The sequence below is a fragment of the Pikeienuella sp. genome (genome assembly GCF_046290545.1).
Classification (GTDB): Bacteria; Pseudomonadota; Alphaproteobacteria; order Rhodobacterales; family Rhodobacteraceae; genus Pikeienuella.
Genome location: NZ_JBKAGV010000011.1, coordinates 1 through 26,204 on the forward strand (window position 1 = coordinate 1; position 26,204 = coordinate 26,204).

Consider the following 26,204-nt stretch of genomic DNA (forward strand, 5'->3'; position numbering starts at 1 on the left):
TCCTGCCTTCGCACCGGCCTCCTGCTCCCGCAGAACCCCGATGATCTGCTCTTCCGTGAACCGCTTCCGCTTCATCTGTCCGTCCTTCGATCAAGGGCCGGACTCTAATCTCAGATGGAGGAAAAACTCAGTGGCAGGTCAATATGAAATTATGAAGGAAAGGGGAATCGCATGCCGACCATCGAGATCACCGACCACGACTTCGCGCGCCTCCAGAAGGTCGCCGTCCCATTCATCGACACGCCGGCGACCGTCTTCACCAAGATCCTGGATGTATTCGAGCGCAGCAACGCACCTGCGGGCGCAACGGAGACGCCCCTCCGGGAGCAGAGTGCACTTCGCGTCTACCACCATGACAACCTGCCTCCGCTGACCCACACGAAGCTCCTCGAAGCCCGGTTCGGCGATCTCCAGCCGGAAAGGGACACCTGGGATGCGCTGGTTCGCCTAGCGCTCATCGAAGTGAAGGGCCGTGTCGGCACCCTACAGGACCTGCGCAGGATATCCGCGGCAAACGTCGTGGAAGGGCGAAAGGAAGACGAGGGCTACAAGTTCCTCCCCGGGCACGGTTTTTCCTATCAGGGCGTTTCGGCGGAAGACGCCGTCAAGATCGTCTTCCGTTGCGCCAAGGGGCTGAAGGTCGATTTCGCTGCCGAATTCGAGTGGCGTTCAAAGGACGAAGCGTATCTGCCGGGTGAGCGGGCCCGTCTCGAATACCGCGTGCGGTAGGCGCCAAGTTCGTTAGGAGAGAGAGCTACCCCTCCAAAGCTTTCGGCGTAATAAAGACCACCAAAATTCGCAAACTTGGCGAATACCGGACCCGTCGCTTCACCGTCGACGAGTGGGACCGAAGAGAGGCGGGGAGAGAGTTCACGGCTATGGGGATTTAGAAATGGAACGTGAATTGTACTTGATCAAAACGGCCGAGCAGGCCGTGCAGAACATTGTCCGATTGAACACATTTCTTGCTGAACATCCGATGGCCCTGAACAGGTCGATCTCCAGCGTTCGCCGTTGGTACGCTGCGCGGGTCGACGGATGCTGGCGGTTCGGTTTCTCAAAGTTCATCGGCTACGCCGACATGACGCCGGAACTCTACGACGATAACCTTGATCGCCTGCGTGGCGGTCGAACGGAGAGGGCGCTCAACTCCCTTTCGATGACCGTCGATGCATCCTCGCCTCTGTTTGCCTCCCTGTCTTCCCAGCTGCACGAGTTTCTTACGACTCTCGGGCGAGACAAGCCGAGCTCGAACGCTACCATCAGTTTTTTGCTGACGCTTCCCACATCCAACCAATCCTTCATCGAGGCGCGGACAACCGGTCTGCCGCGCGCGACCGAAGCGGAACAGCTCGTCATCCGCCGCATTGGGCAGGACGTATTCCGCGAAAGCCTGATGCGCTACTGGGGCGGCCGCTGCCCCATGACCGGCGTCGCTGAGCCCGAACTGCTGCGCGCCTCCCACATCATCCCGTGGGCGCAGTGCGAGAGCGACGTCGCGCGCCTCGACGTCCACAACGGCTTGCTTCTCTCGGCACTCTGGGACGCCGCCTTCGATTCCGGCCTAGCAACCTTTGACGATACGGGCACCCCGCTCTTCTCCACGCGTCTGTCGGAAGAGGCCCGCGCCCGCCTTACCACCCTCGCGCCGCTGCCTTTGACCGAGGCGCACCGAGCCTACATGGCATGGCATCGACAGGAGGTTTTCGAGCCGTCGCCGTGACAGAGATTGACGCGCGCCAAGGGCGTGCAGTTCAAGACCTTCCTTGACGAGCGACCTGCCGAAGGGGAAATCTTAAGCGCCATGCGAAAAGGCTGCGCGACACTGCGCATGAACGAGGTGCGCGCCAAGGTTACGTTATTTCGTTTCGATTTTGGATCGACTGGGGGGGGTATGGAAGACAACGCAGAGCAAGAATTCACGGCGGGCATAAGCGCTGACCTTGCGCAGGCGATCTTTCCCATAGCCCGGAGCGACAGGCGCAAGCACAAGGATCTGTTCAAAGACGTGATCCCTGAGGATCGGCTCAAGGATGACGACGCCTTCTACAAGGGTCTGCTTAAGATTGTCGCCGCCGGCGATCACGCGCGGCTGCGCCGTTACGATGAGCGAATGGTCAGGGCGGGCGACAGATCCAAGAGCTTCGGCTTCCGTGCGCTCCGGTGGCTCGTCAACCAGACGTCCGGTCAGTTTACGCCAGAAGACTTCGGAGGTCTTCCTGCGGATCATTTTCCCTTCGCAACGCCTGAGAGCGCGGTTCATCGGCTCTATCTCAGCATTGTGGAAACCGAACGTCAGACGCGGACCTCCTCGACGGTTATCGAGACGCATGGGGACCCAACTCGCGACTGGGCAGTCTTCGCTCGGGAACTGGCTGAAGACGCGCTGGCTCTCGTCCGGCCTGACGTGGAGGCGGCCGAACAACTGGTGGCGCTCGCCGAAGCGCTCGCCAAAGCGTGCCGCGTCGCCGCCAAGGCCGAGGCGGCCGAGACGGCCGTCGTCAACCGCGCCGTCGTCCTCCGCGACCGGCTCAACGTGCTTGACCAACAACTGGGCGCTACTTGGCCGGATGACGCCAAGTTGGAAGGCCTTGACGAAATCGAAGAGGCGATTGCGCAGGCAGAGGCCGCGTTCAAGGCGGCTGATGAAGCAGCGCAAGCTTTCGAGTCCGCTGATCTGGATTTGCGCAAGGCCGTGGAAGCGCGCGCCTACGCGCAGGCGTCAGATCTATCGCAGCGAGCTAGCAAGGCGGACAAGCGATCGCAAACCGCGCGCGCCCTCCGAAACGATTCTGTCATGCGGCTTATTGAGCTTTTGCGACTTGAGGGAGCCGGTGACGCTCCAGCCGAGAGCGGTCATGACACGGCGACCGCCACTGACGAACCTGAGTCGCCGCCAGACAGGGAGCGCGCGGGGTTCGAACCGAAGCCTGCTTCGCTCATGGTTACTCACTGCGAACCTGCTGAAGCGTCGAATTTGGTGGCCGGACCGGACCATTCGGCTGACACTGCCGTGTCTTTGCTTCACGCCGATGAACCGCCAGAAGCGCAAGTCTCGACTGATGTCGGTCGTGCCGGCGAGGGCGCCTCTGAGGAGGAACTGTCGGCAATCACGGCTGCCGGCACCGAGATTCTGCAGGACCTGAACGACGAAGATCTTGCGGCGCTGCTCGCAAGGTATCTAAAGAATGGAGATATCGCCTTTGCGTGGCATCTGGCGAGGCTTCGTTCTACGCCGACTCCAGCCCCTATCCTGCGAGCGCTCGCGATCCTGTCCTCGATCCAGCAGGCGGAGGACCTAGCCGATCCACGGCGCAGCAGCGCGCTGGCAGAACTGGCGTCCTCTCTTCCGGAAGCTGCCGATCGCATCGCAGCGGGCCGCCTCGCTCTAGCGGCGCTGTTGCGCCCGGCCTTGTTCGACCCTGACCACGGCGCTCGCGGGCATCTCGAGAACATGCTCGGAACGCCTGGGCTCGAATCGCAGACTGCGCTCATCGAGGCGCTCTCCAGTCTCGGCTATGATGTTCGCCTTTCCGTCGGACTGCTCGCGGAGCTCGCCGGAACCCGGCCATCGTCGGCGGAACCGGCGGCTCGCAGCCGCCTTGCAGGCTGGCTGACGGAGGCGCGCGTCCGAAAGACTTTGCATCAGCCTACCTATGCGATTTTCCATCGCGAGTTGCACCCCGAAGGCGAGATCGGACGCGTGGCGGAAGCCGTTCTGGCGGAAGCGGTTGACGCAGAAGCGCTCGCAGATTCAATGATCGAACGGCTGGCCCACGACCGGAGCGCGCAGGAAGCCTTCGTTTCAGAAGCCGAACGTCGCAGCGGCCGGCCGCGGCGCGACCGTATCGAAGGCATGGCCCTCGACTGGTTCTGCCGGGGCATTCAGGAGGCCTGCGAGCAACTTGCCGACTGGCTCGAGTCGCGGCGTCAAGACGCGCGCCAAATGAAGAGCCTCGGCCCGGAACGGCTCCTGCGCGCGCTTGGACCCATCCGAAAGGCGCTCGCTGGCAGCGCTGTAGAGCATGTCGAAGGCGAAGGCGCGCTTGCCGAAGCCGCAGGTCTCGTCCTGCAATCGAAGCTGGACGATCTCTCAGCGCTGATTGAGGGGCGGGCCGGCATCGCCGCGTCTCCTCGTTTGCGCGAGAGTCTAGAAGCGCCGCTCCTACGGCTTCCCGGCGGTTGCCAGGACTGGACGGAAGAAGGTCTTCCCGCCTTCGATGATGAACGCGATGCGCGAGATCGCCGCCTCGCCGCTGCCTTGTCCACGCCCGACTCGATCGCGCCAGATGAAGCGGCCGCCTTCGAAGCGCGGATGGCGGAGTACGCGACGCTAGCGGCCCGGCGCCTGCTTGATCGAAGGAAGTCAGGCGAGGCCGACTCTGGCCGGCACGGTGCGAACCTGCAGCGGCTCGACGAAGCGGTTGAAGCCGCCAGAAGGCGGGCGCGGGAGCGATTGGCGCGTCTTCGGCAATCATTGACCACGATAGGCTATCTTGATCTCGACGCCGCGACGGCGCTGCCTGAGGATCTTTCGCGGCTCTCGGTAATCGACACCGCTCTGTCCGCCCCGGCAAAAGGTGACGACATCAGCTTGCCGGCGCTGAACCAGATCCGTCGGCCCGACGTGCCGCCCGATTTTCCGGAGCTCGACGCTCTCCTCAGTGAGATGGAGGCGCGCCGCGATACATTGCGGGCCCAGATCGCCGCTCGCCAGCGCTCGGAGCTTGAGCGGCTGGCGCGCTCGACCCAGGGGGAATCGGCGGAGGCGCTTCTTGCGATTTTCGACCGGCTCGATCCGGTCACGGCGGACGATGCGATCGCCGAGATCAAGGCAGGGCGCGCCGTTCCGATGCCGGAAGCGGTCGGTCCCGACGTCTTCACCCGATTCTACCCGGGCTTCGTGGCCGCATTAAAGGCGGAACCTGAAGAGAGCAGACGCGGGCGCATTCTCGCCGCCCTTGAAGGGCGCGGATCAGCTGGGCCACTCGACTTTACGAATGTCGAAGAGCGGCGGGCCCGGAGGCTCAGGGAACTTCTGGAGGTCTGGGGTCAGGGTGAAAACGCGTTGCGGCAGGGCCAGTCTGCCCGGCTGCGCGACGCTTTGGCGAAGCTTTTCGAACTCATCGGTTTCAGCGGCGTGCTTCTCGCCGATGGGCGTGACGCCATTCCCGGGCGGCTGCGCCTGTTGACGATGAACTGTGATGCACCGCGCCGGATCGATGGCTTTCTTCCCCCTGTCTTCGGCAGCGCTTCGGGAGGCCGATATCACTTGATAGCGGCGCGAGCGGACGCGACGATCGACCAGCTGCTGCGCCAGATCGGCGGCGAAGCCCCTGATGCGCCATGGATCGTCATGCTCTTCGGTCGTCTAGACGCGAAGGATCGAGCTCGCCTCGCGCGACAGCTGCGTTCGGACGCCCGGTGCGCCCTCGTTGTGGACGAGGCCTTATTGCTTTTCGCCGCCCTCGAAGGCGATGACCCATTCGCAACCTTGCTTGACTGCGCCATGCCCTTCGCTTGGGTGCAGCCTTACACGATCAGTCCCGGCCAAATCCCTCCCGAGATATTCTTCGGGCGCGAGGCCGAGATTGACAGGATCGTAGCGCGCGATGGCGGCGGATGCCTGATCTATGGCGGTCGCCAACTGGGAAAGTCCGTCCTTCTCAATCACATCCGCGGAGAGCGGCATCGCCCCGAACGCGGCGAGTTGGCGCTCTATCTGGACATCAGGTCGATTGGCGGGCCGGGCACGCCCAGCGAGGAAATATGGCAATCGCTTGCGCACGATCTTCGTCGGCTTAAGGACTTCGAGAAGTGCCCGATCGATTCCAAGAATCTGGTCGGCGCGATCGGAACCTGGCTGGAGAAAGATCCGGCCCGGCGGCTGCTCGCGATGTTCGACGAGGCCGACAACTTCCTCCGCGCGGAGCATGCTGCAGGCTATCCCAATCTCCTCCAGCTCAAGGGACTCATGGAGAGGACCGGACGGCGCTTCAAGGCGGTTTTCGCCGGCCTGCACAATGTCCGTCGAATGGCGCGGGCGCCGAACTCGCCGCTGCCGCATCTCGGCGAACCGATCTGCATCGGACCGATGAACCAGACCCCCGCCAACCGTTCGGCGCTGCGGCGACTTGCGGTCGAACCGATGCGCGCGGCGGGTCTCGACTATGCCGATCCCGGACTGGCTTCGGACATGCTGGCGAGGATGAATTACTATCCGTCGCTGGTTCAGGTCTTCGGCCGCCAGATCGTGGAGAGCTTCGGCAAGCGCCCGCGGCCCGGCGAAGAGGGGCCGCGCTGGACCCTCGATCGGGAAAGCCTTTTCGAGGGCCCCGCGGCCGAGCGTATCGCCGAACAGATCCGGGACCGGTTCCAGCTGACGCTGAACCTCGACGTCCGGTACGACTGCATTGCCCGCTCCATCGCCCTTCATCGGCTGGAGGCGACGGGCGGCGACAGCCGGGTTCTGGCGCAAGGGCTGACGGCTGCGGAAGTCCGCAAGGTAACTCATTGGCCGAAAGCGCTCGCCCACCCGACCATGACGGATTTCGAGGAACTGCTTGAGGAGCTGGTGGATCTGGGCATCCTCAGCCGCTTCCCAGACAGCCGGTATGGCTTGCGCAGTGCTCAGGTGGCGCAGATGCTCGGCAGGCAGGATGAGCTGGAGGAGGCGCTCCTACGCCTCGACGAACGCGAGGACGACCCAGCCTATGATGCGGCTCTATTCTTCCGGTTGTTGAGGCCGGAGTCGACGGTCGCCCGCGCCCCGCTCTCCGACCGCGACCTCCAGCGGCTGTTTGATCGAGGCGCACCCGGAGCGAGGATGGTGCGCTCCTGCCCGGCGGTGGCCGGGGGCGACGTAGCCGCGCGTATCCTCACCGCGGCGCGGCTTTGGTTGCCGGAGGGGGACCATGCCCGCGCGGCGGGGGAAGATGCACAGCTGCGGCGCGCGCTAGACAGCGTAAAGTTGGCCCCGGCTGTTCTCGTGATCGAAGGCGCAATGTCCGCCGCCTCCGCCGCCCAGCTCATCCGGCAAACGAAGGTCGCGCGGGGTGACGTTCTGCCGGTCTGGTGCGCGCCACCGGGCGCCGCGGAGGTTCGGGGGATGATCGTCTTCGATGCGGGCGCATGGCCCGAGGCGATGCTCCGCCACTGGCTGGCGGACGAGGGGCTGGCTCCGGCGCTGGACGACCCGTCGACGCGTGAGGCCTTGATGAGGGCAACAGGGGGCGCACCGGCCAGGCTCGCGGTCCTGCGCAACATCCTTTCAGACCTTACGGTCCGGCCGGTCGCCGAGCGCGTTGGGGATCTCATCGACTGGGCGGAGCAGACGCCACTTTCCGCTGCTGCGCTGGGCCTTCATAGCGCCGACATATCCTGTCTGAACACGCTTCGCGAATTCGAGGGGCTTGACCCGTCGCTCGAGGACCTGGTCGCGGAGTGCCCCGCGGCGACCGAAGAGAGACTGGAAAAACTCAGCTCCCTGCGTCTGCTTCGACAGGGAAGGGAGCCCGACGCCGCGCCCATACTGACACCGCTGGGCCGGCTTATCGCCCCATGACGACGAGCCCAGACCCGTGGGCGCTGCCGGGCCTCGGCCGGTGGCTTGACGCTCTTGCGCGGACGCTAGCTCATGGGTTGGCAGTTCTCCCGGTGGACCTGAGCCGCCCGCCCGGCGCCGTCGAGGCGCTGCGGCGGTGCGTGCCGCATCAACCTGTCGAAATATTCGCGACGGCGTCCCAGTCGCCCGCTTCCGCCATAGCCGACGCCTTCGGCACGGCTCCGACGCTTGAGGCGTTGCTCAGCCCGGTTCTAGATCAGGAAGTGGCCGTCCTTCGTCTTTACGGGGGCGATCTGCCGGCCTGGTCGGTGTTCCTCGAGCGATTCGCAGCGGCTCGAGCTTCCGGGCGTTCCGGCCCCGCATTGCTTGTCGTCGATCCTCCGTCAGGCCTTGGCGAGCCGGCCGGCGCGCTATTGGCGAGCTGGCGAACAGGCCTAAGACGCGGCGATCTCGTGATCTGGGCGGAAGAGCATCTGCCGGCCGCACGGGAAGGCGTCGCGGCCGATGTCGCCGTCGCCCTGGCGGTGGATCTCTGCGGATGGCGGCTGGATCTCGGAGCGGCCTTCGTGCAGGCCAGCCTTGAAGACCTAGCCGATCCCGTTGCCTGGCTCTCTCGGCGCGCCGAGCGGCCAATCTTCAGCGGAGAGGCGCCCTGTCCTCTCGCGCTTCTCGCCGAAGAGCGCTCGAAGGAGTTGCATCAGCGAATCTGGAAGGCGCAATTGATGTCGCTGTTTCCAGAGCTAGAAAGTTCGCGTCTGGCCATCGTGGAGACATACAGGGTTCGACTGCATGTGGACGAGCACCTTCTCGGCCTCGGGGTGAGATCGATCGAGGAAATCGAGTTCGGCGCCCTTCGGTTTCAGCTCCGGCGCAGCCTTTCCAGACCCGAGGCTGACCGGCTGGACGCGCTTACGCGCGCGCGAAACGCCCTGGCGCACCGGAAGCCGGTTGATCCGCAAGACGCTCTCCAGATCCTTCGTGCATGAGGCGGGCGCGCCGGGGCCAACCTTGCGGACGGCGCTCCGCTGCGCCGGCCCGATGCAGGGCGCTCCTGAAGTCAGCGGAGGCGTCGACGCCTTCGCTTCCGCCGCCGGCGCTTCCGCTCACGACAATGACGAACGAGCCGCGTCCCCTCGCGCGAACCACGGGGGCAACACACCGGCGATCTCCTCGAACGCCGCCCGTTGCTCCTCATCGACGGAGCGCGCCATCACTGCAAGGCGCGCTCGGTCCTCTTCCGTCGAGGCAGCCTGCGCCGCCCCGAGGAGTATGAGTGTACGCTCGTCCAGGCCGGGCTCGCTCCGCGCGAACCAGCTGCCCGGAAGCCAGCGGCGGAACAGCCGCTCGATCCAGTCCGGGCGGCGCGGGTTGGCTTCGGCGTCGAGCCTCGCAGCGAGGTAGCGCATCCGGTTCTCGAACCGCTTGACCGCACGCGGCGTGGCGTTCGCGTTGCGCACGAAGGGGATCGCCGTGAGCAGCGCCTCGGTGAAGGCGGGCGAGTCGCGCTCCACCTCGATGCGCCGTCGGGCAGCGTCGATGGCGAAAAAAAGAAAGCCGAGGCCGGTAAGCGCGGCTGAGGCGACCCACCAGAGCCAGCGAAGGGCTGGGCCGCTCTCCGACGCCGGTGACAGTGCGAATTCGAAGGACGGTTCATCCAGCGCCGGTTCCGGCGCCTGCGCGGCGATGGCAGGCGCGGGCGTGTCGGCGGCCGCCGCGTCGACGGGAGGCGGAAGCTCACCTTCGGCGGAGACCGGGGCAATAGGTGGAGGGGTCTCCCCGCCCGAACTGGGCGCGAAGACTACGGTTGCTAAAGCGGCGGCGAGGATGCCGGCCAGAGCCGCCACAAAGGCCATGCGGAGATAGTCGTGGACGAAACGCGCCGCCCGTCGCGCCGGGGCGAGCCAGCCCGGTTCCGCCTCCGGATCGGGCCCCTCCGACGCGACCATCGCCTTCGCTTTCGCCTCGTCCATCTCCGGCGCAGGAACCTCGATGTTGACCAGCTTCTCCAGGTAATGGCGGGCATAGGCGCGGCGCCGGCGCGTCTGCTGCGCCGTCTCGCTCTCTCCCGCCGACTTGGCTTCGAGCCCCGGGATTTCTTCGTCCGGCAAACCGTCCACAAGTTCGGCATGGGCAAGGCCGATCACATGCTCGATTTGTCGCCGGTCCATCCCGAGCACGATGAAACACGGCCCCGCGGAGACAAGGTAGTTCACCGCCTCCAGCACCTGCATCACCGCTCCAAGGTCGCAGCGGTCGAGATCGTCGACGATGATGACGAGCCCTGGCTCGTCATCCCTGCGGAGCGCGCGGCAGACATCCTCGAACGCCGCCGCGAAATGGTGGCGAAAGCTCAGCTTGTCCTGGAAGTCCCTCACCCGCGCACGGGCCGAGAGATCGGCGAGGAGCCGCGCCGGGTCCTGAGGGAGCGCACGCGCCTTCACGAGGACGAGGAGGAGCGCGCCAGCTCCGCCGAGCCCGGCGGCGAGCGGCGCAAGTTGCGCCTCCAGCCACGCCGCGGCCTCCCCGCCGACAAGCGCTTCCGCATCCCCGGCCCGTGCGGCTAAAAAGGTGAGTAATCCCCCGTCGAGTCCGGCATGGAAGGCGAGGCCGGCCACGGCGATCAGGCTGAGCGCGAGGAGCGCGGCGAGGGCTTGACCTTTCGTCCGCCGCCACACGAGGCGGGCGCGGAAGGCGAAGCCGCGCCAGGCGAGCGCGGAAGGGATCGCCTGCGCGCGGATCGCCTCCAGCAGCGCGGCGAGGAGATGCGTCTCCTCCCGGTGATGCCAGGCGTTGAACCATACCGGGCGGCCGCCATGCCGGCGGATATCCTCCTGCATCAGGTTCATGAGAGAGGATTTTCCGGTTCCCCATCCGCCGGTTACGGCGATGGTGAGGGGCGGCCTTGTGTCCACGTTCCGCACGAAGCGGGAGAGCGCTCGCGCCAGCGGCTTGAAGGCGAGCGCGTCGCGGTCGTCCCAGCCGATCGGCCGGTCGGACACCGGAGCGGGGGCGATTCCCAGCGCCTCGCGGGCCCCTTCGCGCCACGCCCCGATGGCGAGAAAGCCGGTGAGGAGGATGAATGCGGGCGCCGACAGGAAGGCCCAGATTGCCGGGTCGTCCCGCCGCTCAACCCAGGGGCCCGCCGCCGGGTCCGCTGCATGGATCACGAAGCGCCGCCGCTCCGGCTCCTCCCCGCGAAGGAGGCGGGGAAGGACGAGCGCGTTTTCCACGAAACTACGGAGGAGGGAGCGCGAAGCCGGCATGTCCCCGGCGATCCAGCCGCCCGAGGCGTCGAAACGGAGGCCCGTCAGCCGCTCCTCCGGCGCGGCGCGAAGGAGGGCGAAGGCCGGCTCCTGCGCCTCCGGGTCCTCCGCCCGGAGGATCACGCCTTCCGTTCCGATCACGTAGAGCGCGCCTTCCGGCCCATAGGCGAGCGCCGTGAGCGTCGCGCCTTCGGGAAGGTCCGGGAGGATGGCGGGCGCGGGCTCCGCGCGCTGGACGAGCGGCTGCGGCAGGAGCTGTTGCTGTTGCTGTTGCTGCTGTTGCTCCTGTTGGAGCGGCGCCTCCTTCCCGTCGCCCCCTGCCTCGTCCGGCCCGAGCGTCCGCGCGAGCGGCCCGAGCGCGGCGGCGGGATGGGCGCGGATACGGGAGAGGACGCGCGGCGCCGCCGCCCCCTCCGCGCATTCCCAGCCGAGCCCCGGCCCCGGCAAGCAGACATCGCCGGAAGGCAGGACCACGCCGGAGGCGAGGAGGGACCAGAGCCGCGCAGGTCCGAACCCGGAGCCGGTGAGGACGAGAGATTTGTCGTTCGAGAACGCGCCTTCCACGACAAAGCCCATAATCCCTTCAAAGCGCCTTATCTCCGCCCCGGTCGCCGCGTCCCAGAGCCGCGCTGTGAGGTCCGACAATCCTGTGAGGACGCGCGCGCCGTCCGCCGAGAGTGCGACGCTCGTGACCACCTCCTCATGCCCTTCGAAGCGCCTGATCTCCGTTCCCGTCTCCGCGTCCCAGAGCCGAGCGGTCATGTCCCTCGACCCCGTGAGGAGGCGCGCTCCGTCCGCCGAGAACGCAACTCCCAATACTGCGCTATCATGCCCTTCGAAGCGCCTGATCTCCGCCCCAGTCACCGGATCCCAGAGCCGCGCTGTGTTGTCCTCCGACCCTGTGAGAACGCGCGCGCCGTCCGCTGAGAGCGCGACGCTCCAGACAAGGCTTTGGTGCCCTTCGAAGCGCCTGATCTCCGTACCCGTCTCCGCGTCCCAGAGCCGCGCGGTCCTGTCGTCGGACCCTGTGAGGACGCGCCTGCCGTCCGCCGAGAGCGCGACGCTATTGACGTCGCCCTCATGCCCTTCGAAGCGCCTGATCTCCGTCCCCGTCTCCGCGTCCCAGAGCCGCGCGGTCATGTCCCTCGACCCTGTGAGGAGGCGCGCCCCATCTGCCGAGAGCGCGACGCTGTTGGCTCCACCCTCATGCCCGTCGAAGCGACTAATCTCCGCCCCCGTCGCCGCGTCCCAGAGCCGCGCCGTGTTGTTGGCCGACCCGGTGAACACCCGCGCGCCGTCCGCCGAGAGCGCGACGCTTGCGATCACGCCCCCGTGCCCCGCAAACTGCCTAACCTCCCCCCCGCTTCTTGCCCGGAACGGAGTCCGCCCCGGAAGATAGGCCCGCCCGTCCTCCGCCACGAGCCCGGCGCGCCCGCTGGCCCAAAGCGCGCGGCCCGATATCCGCCCGGCATGGGTCACAGAGAGTGCGCCCGACGCATCGTCCCATTCGAGCCCTTCTCCGCCGCCCGCGGGCGCCCAGCCCGTTCCGGGCCAAGGCAGGGGCCGCTCCGGGAGCGCGGTGAGCGCGGGGTCGGGCCACGTGGCGAAGATCCGTGCTACGTGCCCGGGCTCCGGCGCAAAGGGATCGGCGCGCGGCGGCTGGAGGAAGAAGCCGTAGAGGATGGTCAGCGCGGACATGACCGCCGCGGCGCCCGCATAAGCCCACTGCGCCCGAGCGCCACGCCGGCGAGATGGCCCCTGGGGCATGACTTTGGTCGTCGCAACCATCGGAGGACAATGCCAGCGACCGCGCCTGATGCGCCAGAACTATCCCGGTAGTTCTGGCCGCGGTAGGTGTAATCGGCCGGGTCGGTCCGACCCTCGCGAGATTAACCTCGGGCACCGTTCGGATAAGGGAAGCGGATCACAATTTCAACTTAGCCGCAGATGAGTCCCCCAGTCCGGTGGCGGAAACTCGCGTTTCAAATTCATTCTGGCGGGAAAAATGGCGGGAAGGAAGCCAGCTTGCGCCAAATTTCCCTTTTCCACCAAAACTTTACGGAAAGCCGATGGTATCCCGTAGGGGAATCGAACCCCTGTTTACGCCGTGAGAGGGCGTTGTCCTAACCGCTAGACGAACGGGACGCTTGCGATGGGGCTCACCTAGATAATCGCCGCGGCGGCGTCAACCCCCGGCGGTTGCGGTCAGAGCGCGGCCTCGTAGATCGCCTGCGCCGCCTCCAGCGTCATCTCCCGGGGGTTGTTCACAAGGAGGCGGGTCTGCTTCATCGCGTCCTCGGCGAGCATCGGGATGTGGTTGTGGCTCACGCCGACCTCGGAGAGGCGGGATTGCATGCCGAGTTCCGGACCGAGCCGGCCGAAGGCCTCCGCCATCGCCGCCGCGCCGTCCCTCGCGCCGGCGAGTTCCGGGAAGGCCAGCGGCGCGATCTCCGCATAGAGCCCCGCCGCCTCCGGCATGTTGAAGCGCAGCACATGCGGCAGCACCAGCGCGTTGGAAAGCCCGTGCGGCACGTGGAAATGCCCGCCGAGCGGATAGGCCAGCGCATGGACCGCGGCGACCGGCGCATTGGCGAAGGCCATGCCCGCCAGCATCGAGCCGAGCAGCATCGCCCCCCGCGCCTCCCGGTTTCCGGGCTCGGCGCAGACGGTGCGGATGTTCGCGCCGAGAAGGCCGAGCGCCTGCCGCGCCAGCGCGTCCGACATCACGTTCTTCTTGTGGCGGGAGGTGTAGGCCTCGATCGCGTGCACCATCGCGTCGATCCCCGTCGCCGCCGTCACCGCCGCGGGCAGGCCGACGGTTAGCTCGGCGTCCAGCACCGCCCAGTCGGGGAAAAGCTGGGGCGAGACGACGCCCTTCTTCTCCGCCGCGCCCGTGGTGACGATGGAGATGGGCGTGACCTCGGAGCCGGTGCCGGCGGTCGTGGGCGCGAGGATGAGGGGGAGGCGACCGCCCTTCACGTTGCCGATTCCATACATCGTTTCAATCGGCTGGTCGGAAATGGCGAGAACGGAGACAAGCTTCGCCGCATCGAGCGAGGAGCCGCCGCCCACCGAGATCACGCCGTCCACCCGCTTCTCCCGCGCGAAGGCGGCGGCGCGGAGGATCATCGCCTCCGGCGGGTCCGGCACGACATGGTCGATCAGGATAACAGCGATCCCGGCCTCCTTCAGGCTCTCCATGGCCGGCCCCGCGATCCCCGCCGCGAGGATGCCCTTGTCCGTCACGAAGGCGGCGCGGGTCATGCCGAGCCCCTTCGCGAGCTCGCCGATTTTCGCGGTCGCGCCCGTCTCGGAGAGAATCGCGCGGGTGGTCTGGAAGGTGAAGGCGGTCTGCATGGTCGGGCTCCCTCGATTCGCGGGAGGATAGGTAAGGCCGCGGCGCGCCGGAAGGGCGGGGCGACATTTCATGCCTGAAGCGTTCATTGCCGCGAGGCCCCCGCTGCGCTATCCCCTTCCCGCAGATGACGGAGGAGCGAACCCATGCTGAAAGCGGTTGACGACCACGAGACGCAGACCCCGGAAGCCGCGCGCGCGAAACCCGCGGCGTTCACCTGGGACGATCCCTTCCTCCTCGACGACCAGCTGTCCGAGGACGAGCGGATGATCCGCGACACGGCGGCCGCCTATTGCCAGGACCGCCTGATGTCCCGCGTCACCGAGGCGAACCGGCACGAGATCTTCCATCGGGAGATCATGAACGAGATGGGCCAGCTCGGCCTTCTCGGCCCGACGATCCCGGAGGCCTATGGCGGGCCGGGGGTCAACTATGTCTCCTACGGCCTCATCGCGCGGGAGGTGGAGCGGGTGGATTCGGGCTATCGCTCGGCGATGTCAGTCCAGTCCTCCCTCGTCATGCACCCGATCTTCGCCTACGGGACGGAGGAGCAGCGGCTCAAATATCTCCCGAAGCTCGCGACAGGCGAATGGGTCGGCTGTTTCGGCCTCACCGAGCCGGACCACGGCTCGGACCCGGGCGGGATGATCACGCGGGCGAAGGCGGTGGACGGCGGCTACCTCGTCTCCGGCGCGAAGAACTGGATCTCCAACTCCCCCATCGCGGACGTCTTCGTCGTCTGGGCGAAGTCGGAGAGGCATGGCGGCGGCATCAAGGGCTTCATCCTCGAAAAGGGCATGAAGGGCCTCGCCGCGCCGAAGATCGAGGGCAAGTTCTCCCTCCGCGCCTCGATCACCGGCATGATCCAGATGGATGAGGTCTTCGTGCCGGAGGAGAATCTCCTGCCGAACGTGCAGGGCCTCGCCGGCCCCTTCGGCTGCCTCAACCGCGCCCGCTTCGGCATCGCCTGGGGCGCGATGGGCGCGGCGGAGTTCTGCTGGCATGCCGCGCGGCAATACACGCTCGACAGGAAGCAGTTCGGCCGGCCCCTCGCCGCCAACCAGCTCATCCAGAAGAAGCTGGCGGACATGCAGACCGAAATCTCCCTCGGCCTCCAGGGCGCCCTGCGCCTCGGCCGGCTGATGGACGAGCACCGCGCCCCGGCGGAGCTCATCTCCCTGATGAAGCGCAACAATTGCGGCAAGGCGCTGGACGTGGCGCGCGTGAGCCGGGACATGCACGGCGGCAACGGCGTCTCTGACGAATACGGCGTGATTCGCCATGTGATGAACCTCGAGGCGGTGAACACCTATGAGGGGACGCACGACGTCCACGCGCTGATCCTCGGCCGGGCGCAGACGGGGATTCAGGCGTTCAGCTGAGCGGATGTCGAAGCACGCGGCGAAGGTCTTCAACGAAAGGCTGAAGGCCTTCGTCTCCGTCGTGAACACGCTGGCGAGCGGCGTGCTCCTCCTCGGGCTCATCAAGCCGAACCTGGAGGGCGCGCCGCCGCCGACCAATCCGTCTTGGGTTCCGCCGGATTACGACATATATTGGGTTGTGGGAGCCGTGCTCGGGTATGCCGCAGGGCAGTATTTCCTGGGCTTCATGAAGGACGAAAGTTGAGGAGACAGCGATGATCGTCAGCGCTCCGGACTGGGTCGTGCCGCTCGGCCTTCTGATTTTCGCCGGTTCCGGTGGGATTTTCTTCTGGTTCTACGGTCGCCGCGTCGACCGCCAGATGCGGGAAGAACGGAACCGTCACCCCGCCGAATAGGCCTTCGCCGCCGTCCTGATCGCCTCCGCCGCCCGTTCCGGCGCCTCCTCATGGGCGAGGTGGCCGAGGCCGGGCCAGCGTTCCGCCCGCCCCGCCTTTATCCTCCCCGCCGCCTCCTCCGAGGTTTCCGGCGGCACGGCGAGGTCCTTCTCCGCCGCGATGAGGAGCGCGGGAAGCTCGAGCCGCGGCAGGTCCGCGTTCAGCCGGTCGAGGGACCATTGCGCCATCATCCGCAGCGCCCCGTCCACATGCGCGCGGTCGGAGATGAGGCGGCCATAGAGCGCGAGCCCCTCCGCGTCGATCCGGCTCCCCGTCCCCTCGATCAGCCGCGCGACGCTCGCCTCCGTCGAGAGGCGGGAGGCGACGAGGGCGGTGAGCGGGTTCGCGGCCAGCATCTTCGCCATGATCGGGAAGAGCCAGCCGGCAAGGCCGGGGAAATTGCCGAGCGCGGCGTTGAAGCCGATCACGAGCCGTGGCGGCCGCTTCATGTCGAGCGCGAGGCGCAGCGCCACGGCGGCGCCGGCGGAATGGCCGACGATGACATCCGGCGCGAAATCCTCCGCCGCCATCAGCGCCGCCGCATCCTCCGCCATCGCCGGAAGGCCGGAGCGCCAGCGGGCGCCGAGCCGGGTGAAGCCGTGCCCCGGCAGGTCCGGCGCCATCACGCGATGATCGCGCGCGAGATCGGGGAGAACGCCGCGCCAGCTATGCGTCGCCCCGCCCGCGCCATGGAGCAGAAGCACACGCGGCGCATCCGCCGGCCCCATGATCTGCAGATGCCAGCGATGCGGGCGGCTGTCCACGAAGCGGCTCGCCTCCCGGTTCGGCCAGCCCGCGCCCTGCCGCGCCCAGTCCACGCTCAGGCCCCGAGCGCGGAGGAGACGGCGGCGGCGAGCCGGCCCGAATCGGCGCGCGGCAGGGCGAGCCAGGCCGCGCCCATCGTCTTCGCCAGCGCGGCGAGCTGCGGCTCCGGCCGGGCGCCCATGTCGATCACGAGCGCGGGAAAGCCGTAGGCGCGAAGCGCGCGCGCCATCGCCTCCGCATCCGCCGCGGCCTGCGGGCGCCCGGGCTCGCCGGCGAGGGTGATGTTCGCGCGCCCGTCCGTCAGCAGCGCGAGCGCGGGGCTCCGCCCCTTGCCGCGTTCGGACAGCGCGAGCGCGAGCGCCGCCTTCAGCCCGGAGGCGAGCGGCGTGCCGCCGCCGCCCGGCAGCGCGGCGAGGGATTTCTTCGCGCGCACCAGAGAGCGCGTCGGCGGCAGCAGAACCTCCGCCCCCGTTCCGCGAAACGCGATGAGCGCCACCTGATCCCGCCGCGCATAGGCTTCGGCGAGCAGAAGCTCCACCGCCCCCTTCGCCTCCGCGAGCCGGGAGAAGGCGGCGGAGCCGGAGGCGTCCACGATGAAGAGGAGGAGCCGCTCCGCCTGCTCCTCGTAGCGTCGAAGGCGAACGTCCTCCGCGCGGAAGGCGAGCCGCGCGCCCTCGGGCTTCGCGCGGAGCCGCTGCCAGGGCGCCGCGGCGCGGAGCGTGGCGGGCACGTCCACCGGCCCGGCGCCGATCCGGCCGGGGCGTGAGGGGAGGGGGCGGCCGCGCCGCGCGCCCTTCCGCTTCTCCCCTGCGCCGGCCCCGGCGGCGCGGGCGCGGGCGGCGCGGCCCATCGCGAGCCGGGCGAGGAGATCGGCGGGGAGGAGCGCCTTCGCCGCTTCGAGCAGCACGTCCTCGGGAAGCTGCGCCGTCTCCTCCCGCTCGCCGCCCTCCGCTTCGGGCTCGCCCTCGGGCGGCTCCGGAGCCGGCTGTTCGGGCTCCTGCGCCTCTTCGGCGGGGGAGATTGTCGCCCGTGGCGCGAGGACGAGTTCGGCGGCCAGCACCATGTCCGCCTCCGAAGGCTCATCCCGCCCGCCCAGCGCCGCGGCGGCGCGCGCGGCGCGGAGCGCCATGAGCGGCGCGCGAAGGCTCCACACGCCGAGCCGCGCCGCGACGCGGACGAGGTCCGCCGCCGCTTCCTGCGGGGAGGAGACATGCGGGAGCCGAGCGCGCGCCTCCGCAAAGTCGACATGGGGAATCGGCGCGGTCTCTCCGAAAGGCACGTCATCAAGATCGACCTGGAGCGCCAGCCGGTCCAGCAGGGCGGGCGCGAGCGCCTCCTCCGGCCCGGCGCCCTCGTCGAGCGCAAGGAGCATGTGCGCGCGCTCGTCCAGCGCCCCGGCGAGGCGGGCGGCGAGGCCGGGCGTCGCCCGCTCCGCCATGGGCAGGAGGAGCGCGGCGGGCTCGTCCAGAATGCCGGCGCGCCGGACCACCCGGCCGACGGAGAGCGCGGCGGCGAGGTCCAGCCCGCCGAAAAGCGCCTCGTCGCCGATGGCCGGGTGAAGCCGGCGGAGGGGCAGGGGCGGGCGAAACCCTTCCAGCAGCCGGTCCCGCACCGGGCCGGCGCGCGCGCGAAGGGCGAGGCCGCCGAGGCCCGCAGGATCAACCGAGAGGAGCGCGAGCGCGGCGACGGCGCGGCGCCAGGCGGGGGCGGTCATGCGCCGGAGGGGCGGCGGCGCCCGCGGTCGTTTGCGCTCACGCGAACGCCTCCGCAATCGCCCGCTCGATCCGCACGGTCGAGCCCGCCTCGTCCAGCGGGTCCCGTCGCAGGCGATGGCGGAGCGCGGAGGGGGCCATCCGGCGCACATGATCCCGCGTCACCGCCTCCGCCCCTTCCCAGGCGGCGAGGGCGCGGGCGGCCCGCAGCAGCGTGAGTTCGCCCCGGAGCCCGTCCGCCCCCATCGCAAGGCAGAGCGCGGCGCAGTCCCGCAGCGCGGCGTCGGGCGCGGCGGGCTTGCGCTCGCGCGCGGCGACGATGGCCTTCCTGAGCTTCGAATCCTTCGGCTTCCACTTCTTCATGAAGGCGTCATGGTCCGTCTCGTAGGCGTCCCGCCGGCGCACGACCTCGACGCGCTCGTCGATGGTCTTCGGGGAGGAGACTTCCACGGAGAGCCCGAACCGGTCGAGCAATTGCGGCCGCAGTTCCCCCTCTTCCGGGTTGCCGGAGCCGACCAGCACGAACCGCGCCGGATGGCGAATGGAAAGCCCCTCGCGCTCCACCACGTTCTCGCCCGATTGCGCCACGTCGAGCAGGAGGTCGACGATGTGATCCTCCAGCAGGTTCACCTCGTCGATATAGAGATAGCCGCGGTTCGCGCGGGCGAGGAGGCCGGGCTCGTAGGCCTTCTCGCCCCGCGTCAGCGCCCGCTCGATGTCGAGCGCGCCGGTCACCCTGTCCTCCGTCGCGCCGAGGGGGAGGTCGACGACGGGCGTCGGCTTCTTCACCAGCTTGCGGTCCGTCACGGTCGCCCAGTCCGGGATCGCGGCGACGGAGGGGCTGCTGACGGGGCAGCCCGCCACCGCCTCGATGGGCGGAAGAAGCGCGGCGAGGCCGCGGACGGCGGTGGATTTCCCCGCGCCCCGGTCCCCGAACACCAGAACGCCTGCGATGGCCGGGTCGATCGCGGTCAGGATCAGCGCCTGCTTCATCTCCTCCTGACCGACGATGGCGGAGAAGGGGAAGGGGGGCCGCGCGCTCACGCCTCCGCTCCGGCGAGGAGCGGCGGCGCGGCGGGCCAGGATCCGGCCTCCCCGATGACGCGGAAGCGGGCGTAGAGCTCTTCCGCAAACCATCCGCCCTCCCGCACCGCGCGGATCGCCTCCTGATGCGGGCCGCGGCGGGCGAAGGCGCACATGCGCTCCTCGTCCGGCCAGATCGAGAAGGTGACCTGCTGGAGCCAGGGCGCCTCGCCGACGCCGATCTTGAAGATCACGTTCGGGTCGCCCCCGATGCGGGCGGAAATCCCCGGCTCGTGGCTCCAGAAGCGGAGCAGGCTTGCAGGGCGGATCGTCGCCCGCGTCAGCACGGCGAGCGGCCCGCCGCCCGGATCGGGATCAGGCGCGAAGGGCGCCGCGCCGGACCATCGGCCACGGGCCGAAAGCGTGGAAAGGAAGATCGTCCAGCTCTCCGCGGCATGGTCGGCCCAGCGGGCGAAGACGCCCTCGGACGCGCCGCGGCGGGCGGCGGATTCGTCAGGCCAGGTGGCGAGTAGGCCCCAGACGGCGGTGTTCGGCTTCGGGGTGAACCCTTCCCCGGTTCCGCTCCCGAAGAGCTTGGCGAAGCCGATTCCCGGCGTCCGCGCCAGCGGCCGGCGGGCCGCCGCCATCTGCCCGAAAACCCAGAGCCTGTCGACGATGGCGGGGAATCGATAGAGGCTGAACGTCGTGACGGAAATGGCGGGCCTCCTCGCTTCCAGGCTGTCAATCTTGTCTGACACGCTTTGGCGCCATTGAAAAGATCGTCGCCGCCGCATCGATGATTGTAAACTCAGATTTACAGATATACCCTCTCCCCATGGTGACAAGAGTCGACCCCGAGGCGCTCGCGCCGACACTGGACGGGCGCGGGAGGGCGATCGTGATCGGCGCCGGGCTCGGCGGCCTCGCCGCCGCCATGCGCCTCGGCGCGAAGGGCTGGCGGGTGACGGTGATCGACCGGCTGGACATGCCGGGCGGGCGCGGCTCCTCCATAAGCCGGGGCGGCCACCGCTTCGACCTCGGGCCGACCATCGTGACCGTGCCGCAGGTCTTCCGCGAACTCTGGGCGGCGACGGGGCGGGACTTCGACAAGGACGTGGACCTCCGCCCGCTCGACCCCTTCTACGAAATCCGCTTCGAAGACGGCTCCGCCTTCGCCGCGACGGGGGACCGGGAACGGCTCCGCGCCGAGGTGGAGCGGCTCTCTCCCGGCGACCTGAAGGGCTTCGAGCGCTTCCTGAAGGACAGCCAGGCGCGCTACCGCTTCGGCTTCGAGGACCTGGGGCGCCGGCCGATGAACCGCCTCTGGGATCTCGTGAAGGTGTTGCCGACCTTCGGGCTCCTGCGGGCGGACCGCTCCGTCCACGCCCATGCCGCCCGGCGGTTCCGGGACGAGCGGCTCAGGATGGCCTTCTCCTTCCATCCGCTCTTCATCGGCGGCGACCCGCTGCACGTCACGTCGATGTATATCCTCGTCAGCCATCTCGAAGCCGCCTTCGGCGTGCATTACGCGATGGGCGGCGTCGCGGCGATCGCGAAGGCGATGGCGCGGGTGATCGAGGATCAGGGCGGCGCGCTCCTGCTCGGAGAGGAGGCGGACGAGATCCTCATCGAGAACGGCGCCGCCGCCGGCGTGCGACTGACCGGCGGAGAGGTGCTGAAGGCGCCGCTCATCGTCTCCAACGCGGACGCGGGGCACACCTACACGCGCCTTCTCCGCAATCACGGCAAGCGGCGCTGGACCGACGCGAAGCTGAAGCGCGCGCGCTGGTCCATGGGTCTCTTCGTCTGGTACTTCGGAACGAAGGGCACGAAGGGCATGTGGCCGGATGTCGGCCACCACACGATCCTCAACGGGCCGCGCTATGCCGGGCTTCTCGACGACATCTTCATGAAGGGCCGGCTGGCGGAGGACATGAGCCTCTATGTCCATCGCCCGAGTGTGACGGACCCGACCGCCGCGCCCGAGGGCGACGACACGTTCTACGCCCTCTCGCCCGTCCCCCATCTCGGCCATGACAACGGGGTGGACTGGGGGCGGGAGGCCGAGACCTATCGCCGGAAGGTCGAGGCGGTGCTGGAGGAGCGGCTCCTGCCCGGGCTGAAAGGGCGCGTGACGGAAAGCCTCGTCTTCACGCCCGAGACGTTCAGGGACCGGTATCTCTCCCCGCTCGGGTCCGGCTTCTCCATCGAGCCCCGCATCTTCCAGAGCGCCTGGTTCAGGCCCCACAATGTCTCTGAGGAAGCGAAGGGGCTCTATCTCGTCGGCGCGGGAACGCATCCGGGCGCGGGGTTGCCGGGCGTCATCGCCTCGGCCGAAGTGCTGTCGAAGCTCGTCCCCGACGCGGCGCCGGTAAGATGATCGCGCCGGCGGATCTCGAAGCCTGCCGCGCCGCGATCCGCACCGGCTCGCATTCCTTCCACGCCGCCTCGAAGCTGCTCCCGCCATCGGTGCGGGACCCGGCGCTGGCCCTCTACGCCTTCTGCCGCCTCGCCGACGACGCGGTGGACCTGCGGCGCGACAAGGCCGCCGCGGTGCTCCGCCTCAGGGACCGGCTGGAGCTCGTCTATGCCGGTCGGCCGCTCGACTCTCCGGCGGACCGGGCCTTCGCCGCCGTGGTGGAGGACTTCGCCATGCCGCGCGCGCTGCCCGAGGCGCTGCTCGAAGGCCTCGCCTGGGATGCGATGGGCAGGCGCTGCGCCGATCTTTCCGCCCTGCTCGACTATTCCGCGCGCGTCGCCGCCGCCGTCGGCGTGATGATGTGCGTGCTGATGAAGGTGAGGGACAGGCACACGCTCGCCCGCGCCGCCGATCTCGGCCTCGCCATGCAGCTCACCAACATCGCGCGCGACGTGGGCGAGGATGCGCGGGAGGGAAGGCTCTACCTGCCGCTCGACTGGCTGGCGGATGCGGGGATAGACCCGGAGGCCTTCCTCGCCGCGCCCTCCGCGACGCCGGCCCTCCGCTCCGTCGTCGCGCGGCTGCTGAAGGAGGCGGAGCGGCTCTATCTCCGGGCCGATCCGGGGGTGCAGGGGCTGCCGCTCGCCTGCCGCCCGGGCATCTTCGCCGCCGGGCGCATCTATCGCGGGATCGGCCTGAAGGTCGCCGCCGCCGGGTTCGACAGCGTCACGAGGCGCGCCCGGACGACGAAGGGCGAAAAGCTCCTCTGGCTCGCCGGCGCCGCGGCGCGGACGGCGGCGACGGCGATCATGCCCCGCCCGGCGACGATCTTCGCCGCGCCTGCGGCGGAGACGGCCTATCTCGTCTCCGCCGCCGCGCGCCGCCCCGCCGCCCCGGGCTTCTGGGGCGATGGGCGGGCGGGTGCGCTGATCGAGGTTCTCGCCCAGCTCGAGGCGCGGGACCGCGCCCGCCGCGGGGAGGACGGGCCCCGCGCCGTCTGACCGATCCGTTTCGCCTTTTCTTCCCCGCGCGGGCGCGCTAGGGCGACGCGGGCAGAGCGCGGCGAGGGAGCGGGGCGTGAGAATACTGACCGAGGACGAGCCGAGCGCGACGCAGATGCGCTGCAAGCGGCGCCTGCGCGCCATCGCGCCCTTTCTCGCAAAGGGCGGGGTCGGCGCCGAGGTCGGCGTCTTCAAGGGCACGTTCGCGGAGCATCTCCTCGGCTCCGCCCCGTCGAAGATCTATCTCGTCGATCCCTGGTACCGGCTCGGTCCGGAATGGCGCTGGGCGAAGGGGGAGCGCTCCACCCTCGCCGCCTTCCGCCGTATCCTCGACGCCTTCGCGCCCGAGATCGCCTCGGGCCTCGTGGAGCCGCGCGTCTCCTTCAGCGGGGAGTTCTTCGCGACGCTTCCCGATCATCATCTCGACTGGGTCTATATCGACACCTCTCACAATTACGAGGCGACGATGGCCGAGCTCGAATGGTGCCTGAAGAAGGTGAAGCCCGGCGGGCGGATCATCGGGGACGATTACGTCGCCGATCCGGAGGCCCGGCACCATGGCGTCTGGCGCGCGGTGCAGGACTTCGCGAAGGCCGGGCGCATCCGCCTCCTGCTGGACGGGGAGGTGCGGCAGTTCTGCGCCGAGCCGGTCTGAGCCCGGCTCAGAACCGGTCCAGCAGCCGCTCCAGGTAATCGAGCTCTTCCGCCGGGCGCTCCCGCTCGCCCGAGCGGCGGCGGATTTCCTCCTGCAGTTCGCGCGCCCGCTTGCCGAGCGTGGCGGAGGGAACCTCCACGCTCTCGCCGTCCATCGGCCCGTCAGAGGCCCGGGGGCGGCCGAGCGGATCCTCCCGCTCGTTGTCCATCCCGCGGCCGTCGCGCCCGGCCTGGTCGCCCTCGCCGCGACCCTCGGCCTCGGCAAGATCCTGCCCCATCTCGCGGCGGCCTTCGCGCAGCGCGTCGAGCGCGCGCACCTGGTCGTCGACCGCGCCCCGCGCGTCGCCGCGTTCGAGGTTCTCCACCGCATCGCCCATCGCGCGATCCGCCTCTTCGAGCGCGCGGCGCGCGCCTTCTCCGACGGAGCCGGGGACATTCCCGCGAAGATCGTCCAGCAATTGCTGGAGCGCCTGCTGGTCCCGCGCGATGTCTCCGAGGCTGTCGCCCGGCTGTCCGCCGCGACCCTGGCCCTGGCCCGGCCGCTGGCCCTGTCGATTCCCCTCTTGGCCCTCGCCTTCGCCCTGGCCCTGGTTGCGATGCGCGCCCTCGCCCTCGCCCTGGCCTTCGCCGGGTTGGCCCTCTCCGGGCTGCGACTGGCCGAAGGAGCGGTCGGCGAGGCCCTGCTGCTCGCCGATCATGTCCCCCATCTGGTCCATCATCTGCTGGCCCTCGCCGGGCTGGCCCTGCCCGGGCTGCGCCATCTGGAGATTCTGCATCATCTCCGCCAGCGCCTGCAGCATCTGGCGCGCCAGCTCATGCTGGCCGTTGCGGATCGCCTCCTCAAGCTCCTGCAGCATCCGTTCGAGATCGTTCTGGGAGAGCGTCTGCCCGTCCTGCGGCGCCTGCTGCGGCTGCTGGCCGTTGGCCTGGTCGCGCAGCATCTCCTCCGCCATCGCCTGCATGTAGTCCCGCATCGCCTCGCGCAGTTCCTGCATCAGGCGCGCCAGCTCCTCGTCCGAGGCGCCGTTCTCGATCGCGTCCTTCAGCCGCTCCTGCGCGCGGGCGAGCCGCTCCGCCGCATTGGCGAGGTCCCCGTCCTCCAGTCTGAGCGCGGCGCGCCAGAGGAGATCGACGATGGACTCGGTCTCCTCCGCCAGCCGCCCGTCCTCGAGCGCATAGCCGAGCCGGCGAACCGCCATGCGGGCGAGAAGAAATCCGGTCTCGTCGTCGATGATCTCTTCCGGGAAGATCATCACCGCTTCGAGCACGTCGAGCGCGCGCGGCGCGGCTGCGGCGGAGAAGGCCAGCGCCCGGCGCTGTTCGATCAGCGCCTTGGCGACGGGATGGTAGAAGCGCCGGGCCGGCAGCGTCGCGGCGAGCGTGGCTTCCGCCATCTGTCCGGCCGCATCCTCGCCTTCGAGCCGGTAGAGGACGGGGAGGCCGGCCCACGGATGCTCGGTCAGATCCTCCACAAGGGACTCCGCAACCTCCTGCGCCGCCGAGCCCGCGGGCAGCGGCAGTTCCAGGGAGATCGGCGGAAAGGCGGAGCCCGCGCTCTCGATCCCGAGAAGCGCCGCCGCCTCAGCCTCGTCGAGCGCGATGTTCGCCCGCGCCTCGGTGAGCCCGTAATCGTCGGACGCGCGATAGGCGAGGACAAGCGCGCCGCGCTCCCCCTCCGCCGGCGGTCCGTCGAAAGAGATTTCGGGCGGCATGTCCGGGATCGCCGTCACCGTCCAGGCCCCGAGCGTTCCTTCGCCCACGGTCACCCGAACCTCGCCGTCGGCCTTCACGACGAACGCGGCGTCATAGACGCCGGCGCCCTGATTAGCGAAGGCCGCCGCCGCGCCGCTCACCCCTTCGGCGAGAGCGGGCGGAGCCGAGGTGTCGAACGCGCGGAGCGTGATCTCGGAGCCCGCAGGGAGCGCGACCGACGCGCCCGGCTCAAGCCGGGTGAGATAGACGGCTCCGACCCCGGTATAGGCGGGGGGAGAGGCCCACGCCTCCAGCGTCGGTGCCGGCGCGGGGGCGGAAGGCGTGAGAGCGCCGGGGCTGAGCTGGTCGGCGAGCCGGACCGCGGAACCCTCCTCCGCCGCGAAAAAGGCGATGGCGCCCGCGGCGAGCGCGATGAGCCCGCCATGCCGGAGGGCGTAGCGGTCCCGGCCCGAGACGCGGAGATCGGGCGCCCGGGCGCGGAGCGCGGCCGCCCGCGCCGCCAGCGCGCGCTGATGCGCCGCCCATAGCGCCTCCGCCCCGCCATCGCCGGCGCCCGCGGCCAGGCGGTCGGAATAGCTCTGCGCCGGGCGGCCGGGAACGCCCTCGTCGAGGCGGGCCAGCGCGGCGCGCTCCGTCGGCCGGTGAAGGCCCATGGCGCCGCGCACGAGGAAGAAGAGCGCCGCCGCTCCGAACCCGGCGAGGAGCGCGGCATGCCCGGCCGGCGGCAGCAGCGCGGGAACGCCGAGGAGGACGAGGCCGCCGAAGAGCGCGCCAAGCGCCCAGACCGGCCAGAACGCGGCGATGCCCCTTTCGAGCCAGAGCGCGCGCGCGGCCTTCCGCGCCTCGCGCTCAACCGAGGCACGGGCGAGGAGAAGCGTCGTTCCGGTCGAAAGCCGCGTCTTCTCCGCCATGCGCCCGC

General features: G+C 69.1%; 17 protein-coding genes and 1 tRNA gene. 10 read left to right on the forward strand and 8 right to left on the reverse strand.

Annotation, left to right across the window (positions count from 1 at the left end):
* Nucleotides 1-171: 171 nt before the first annotated feature.
* From ACE37J_RS09380 to ACE37J_RS09395, 4 genes are all read left to right on the forward strand, one after another.
* Nucleotides 172-729, forward strand: a complete 558-nt coding sequence (locus tag ACE37J_RS09380; protein ID WP_409710558.1) for a T4SS efffector SepA family protein — start codon at nt 172-174, stop codon at nt 727-729.
* A gap of 163 nt (nt 730-892) precedes the next feature.
* The gene (locus ACE37J_RS09385; protein WP_409710561.1) at nt 893-1,723 is read left to right on the forward strand and encodes an HNH endonuclease; all 831 of its coding nucleotides are present in this window, start codon (nt 893-895) and stop codon (nt 1,721-1,723) included.
* Nucleotides 1,724-1,747: 24 nt separating this feature from the next.
* Nucleotides 1,748-7,564 (forward strand): hypothetical protein, encoded by a 5,817-nt coding sequence (locus tag ACE37J_RS09390; protein ID WP_409710564.1) that lies wholly within the window; start codon nt 1,748-1,750, stop codon nt 7,562-7,564.
* A 92-nt stretch (nt 7,565-7,656) separates the two neighbouring features.
* The gene (locus ACE37J_RS09395) at nt 7,657-8,550 is read left to right on the forward strand and encodes a hypothetical protein (protein WP_409710567.1); all 894 of its coding nucleotides are present in this window, start codon (nt 7,657-7,659) and stop codon (nt 8,548-8,550) included.
* A 117-nt stretch (nt 8,551-8,667) separates the two neighbouring features.
* Here the strand turns inward: ACE37J_RS09395 and ACE37J_RS09400 are convergent, their stop codons facing one another.
* From ACE37J_RS09400 to ACE37J_RS09410, 3 genes are all read right to left on the reverse strand, one after another.
* Nucleotides 8,668-12,525: a P-loop NTPase fold protein gene (locus ACE37J_RS09400; protein ID WP_409710570.1), complete on the reverse strand. Its 3,858-nt coding sequence runs from the start codon at nt 12,523-12,525 to the stop codon at nt 8,668-8,670.
* Nucleotides 12,526-12,897: 372 nt separating this feature from the next.
* Nucleotides 12,898-12,972: transfer RNA gene (locus ACE37J_RS09405), tRNA-Glu, on the reverse strand.
* Nucleotides 12,973-13,032: 60 nt separating this feature from the next.
* A complete protein-coding gene (locus tag ACE37J_RS09410; protein ID WP_409710573.1) occupies nt 13,033-14,184 on the reverse strand; it encodes an iron-containing alcohol dehydrogenase in 1,152 nt (383 codons plus the stop codon).
* A gap of 144 nt (nt 14,185-14,328) precedes the next feature.
* Here ACE37J_RS09410 and ACE37J_RS09415 point away from each other — a divergent pair, with 144 nt between their 5' ends.
* From ACE37J_RS09415 to ACE37J_RS09425, 3 genes are read left to right on the forward strand one after another with little or no spacing between them, the layout of a single operon-like run.
* The gene (locus tag ACE37J_RS09415; RefSeq protein WP_409710576.1) at nt 14,329-15,564 is read left to right on the forward strand and encodes an acyl-CoA dehydrogenase; all 1,236 of its coding nucleotides are present in this window, start codon (nt 14,329-14,331) and stop codon (nt 15,562-15,564) included.
* A gap of 4 nt (nt 15,565-15,568) precedes the next feature.
* Nucleotides 15,569-15,808 (forward strand): hypothetical protein, encoded by a 240-nt coding sequence (locus ACE37J_RS09420; protein WP_409710579.1) that lies wholly within the window; start codon nt 15,569-15,571, stop codon nt 15,806-15,808.
* A gap of 10 nt (nt 15,809-15,818) precedes the next feature.
* A complete protein-coding gene (locus tag ACE37J_RS09425; protein WP_409710582.1) occupies nt 15,819-15,959 on the forward strand; it encodes a hypothetical protein in 141 nt (46 codons plus the stop codon).
* Here the strand turns inward: ACE37J_RS09425 and bchO are convergent.
* Genes bchO through crtA form a run of 4 tightly spaced genes read right to left on the reverse strand, consistent with a single transcriptional unit; the run spans nt 15,944 to nt 20,256 of the window.
* A complete protein-coding gene (bchO, locus tag ACE37J_RS09430) occupies nt 15,944-16,816 on the reverse strand; it encodes an alpha/beta fold hydrolase BchO (protein WP_409710585.1) in 873 nt (290 codons plus the stop codon). The genes ACE37J_RS09425 and bchO overlap by 16 nt on opposite strands.
* Before the next feature lie 2 nt (nt 16,817-16,818).
* Nucleotides 16,819-18,477, reverse strand: a complete 1,659-nt coding sequence (locus ACE37J_RS09435; protein ID WP_409710588.1) for a magnesium chelatase subunit D — start codon at nt 18,475-18,477, stop codon at nt 16,819-16,821.
* A 37-nt stretch (nt 18,478-18,514) separates the two neighbouring features.
* Nucleotides 18,515-19,468 carry a magnesium chelatase ATPase subunit I gene (bchI, locus tag ACE37J_RS09440; RefSeq protein ID WP_409710963.1) on the reverse strand — a complete coding sequence of 318 codons (954 nt, stop codon included), beginning with the start codon at nt 19,466-19,468 and terminating at the stop codon, nt 18,515-18,517.
* Between the two features lie 47 nt (nt 19,469-19,515).
* Complete coding sequence (gene crtA / locus ACE37J_RS09445) at nt 19,516-20,256, reverse strand: spheroidene monooxygenase (RefSeq protein ID WP_409710591.1); 741 nt, start codon at nt 20,254-20,256, stop codon at nt 19,516-19,518.
* Between the two features lie 77 nt (nt 20,257-20,333).
* Between crtA and ACE37J_RS09450 the strand changes: the two genes are divergently transcribed.
* From ACE37J_RS09450 to ACE37J_RS09460, 3 genes are all read left to right on the forward strand, one after another.
* Complete coding sequence (locus tag ACE37J_RS09450) at nt 20,334-21,878, forward strand: phytoene desaturase (RefSeq protein ID WP_409710594.1); 1,545 nt, start codon at nt 20,334-20,336, stop codon at nt 21,876-21,878.
* Nucleotides 21,875-22,918, forward strand: a complete 1,044-nt coding sequence (gene crtB, locus ACE37J_RS09455; protein WP_409710597.1) for a 15-cis-phytoene synthase — start codon at nt 21,875-21,877, stop codon at nt 22,916-22,918. The genes ACE37J_RS09450 and crtB overlap by 4 nt, the downstream gene beginning before the upstream one ends.
* Before the next feature lie 76 nt (nt 22,919-22,994).
* The gene (locus ACE37J_RS09460) at nt 22,995-23,573 is read left to right on the forward strand and encodes a class I SAM-dependent methyltransferase (RefSeq protein WP_409710599.1); all 579 of its coding nucleotides are present in this window, start codon (nt 22,995-22,997) and stop codon (nt 23,571-23,573) included.
* A 7-nt stretch (nt 23,574-23,580) separates the two neighbouring features.
* Here ACE37J_RS09460 and ACE37J_RS09465 read toward each other — a convergent pair whose 3' ends face one another.
* A complete protein-coding gene (locus tag ACE37J_RS09465) occupies nt 23,581-26,196 on the reverse strand; it encodes a TIGR02302 family protein (RefSeq protein WP_409710602.1) in 2,616 nt (871 codons plus the stop codon).
* Nucleotides 26,197-26,204 lie beyond the last annotated feature (8 nt).

Excerpts from the sequence above, each read along its gene's own strand:
- ACE37J_RS09380 (WP_409710558.1), top strand. The coding sequence starts at position 172 with ATGCCGACCATCGAGATCACCGACCACGACTTCGCGCGCCTCCAGAAG.
- ACE37J_RS09385 (WP_409710561.1), top strand. The coding sequence starts at position 893 with ATGGAACGTGAATTGTACTTGATCAAAACGGCCGAGCAGGCCGTGCAG.
- ACE37J_RS09400 (WP_409710570.1), bottom strand. The coding sequence starts at position 12,525 with ATGTCCGCGCTGACCATCCTCTACGGCTTCTTCCTCCAGCCGCCGCGC.
- ACE37J_RS09410 (WP_409710573.1), bottom strand. The coding sequence starts at position 14,184 with ATGCAGACCGCCTTCACCTTCCAGACCACCCGCGCGATTCTCTCCGAG.
- ACE37J_RS09415 (WP_409710576.1), top strand. The coding sequence starts at position 14,329 with ATGCTGAAAGCGGTTGACGACCACGAGACGCAGACCCCGGAAGCCGCG.
- ACE37J_RS09420 (WP_409710579.1), top strand. The coding sequence starts at position 15,569 with ATGTCGAAGCACGCGGCGAAGGTCTTCAACGAAAGGCTGAAGGCCTTC.
- ACE37J_RS09425 (WP_409710582.1), top strand. The coding sequence starts at position 15,819 with ATGATCGTCAGCGCTCCGGACTGGGTCGTGCCGCTCGGCCTTCTGATT.
- ACE37J_RS09435 (WP_409710588.1), bottom strand. The coding sequence starts at position 18,477 with ATGACCGCCCCCGCCTGGCGCCGCGCCGTCGCCGCGCTCGCGCTCCTC.
- bchI (WP_409710963.1), bottom strand. The coding sequence starts at position 19,468 with ATGAAGCAGGCGCTGATCCTGACCGCGATCGACCCGGCCATCGCAGGC.
- ACE37J_RS09450 (WP_409710594.1), top strand. The coding sequence starts at position 20,334 with ATGGTGACAAGAGTCGACCCCGAGGCGCTCGCGCCGACACTGGACGGG.
- crtB (WP_409710597.1), top strand. The coding sequence starts at position 21,875 with ATGATCGCGCCGGCGGATCTCGAAGCCTGCCGCGCCGCGATCCGCACC.
- ACE37J_RS09465 (WP_409710602.1), bottom strand. The coding sequence starts at position 26,196 with ATGGCGGAGAAGACGCGGCTTTCGACCGGAACGACGCTTCTCCTCGCC.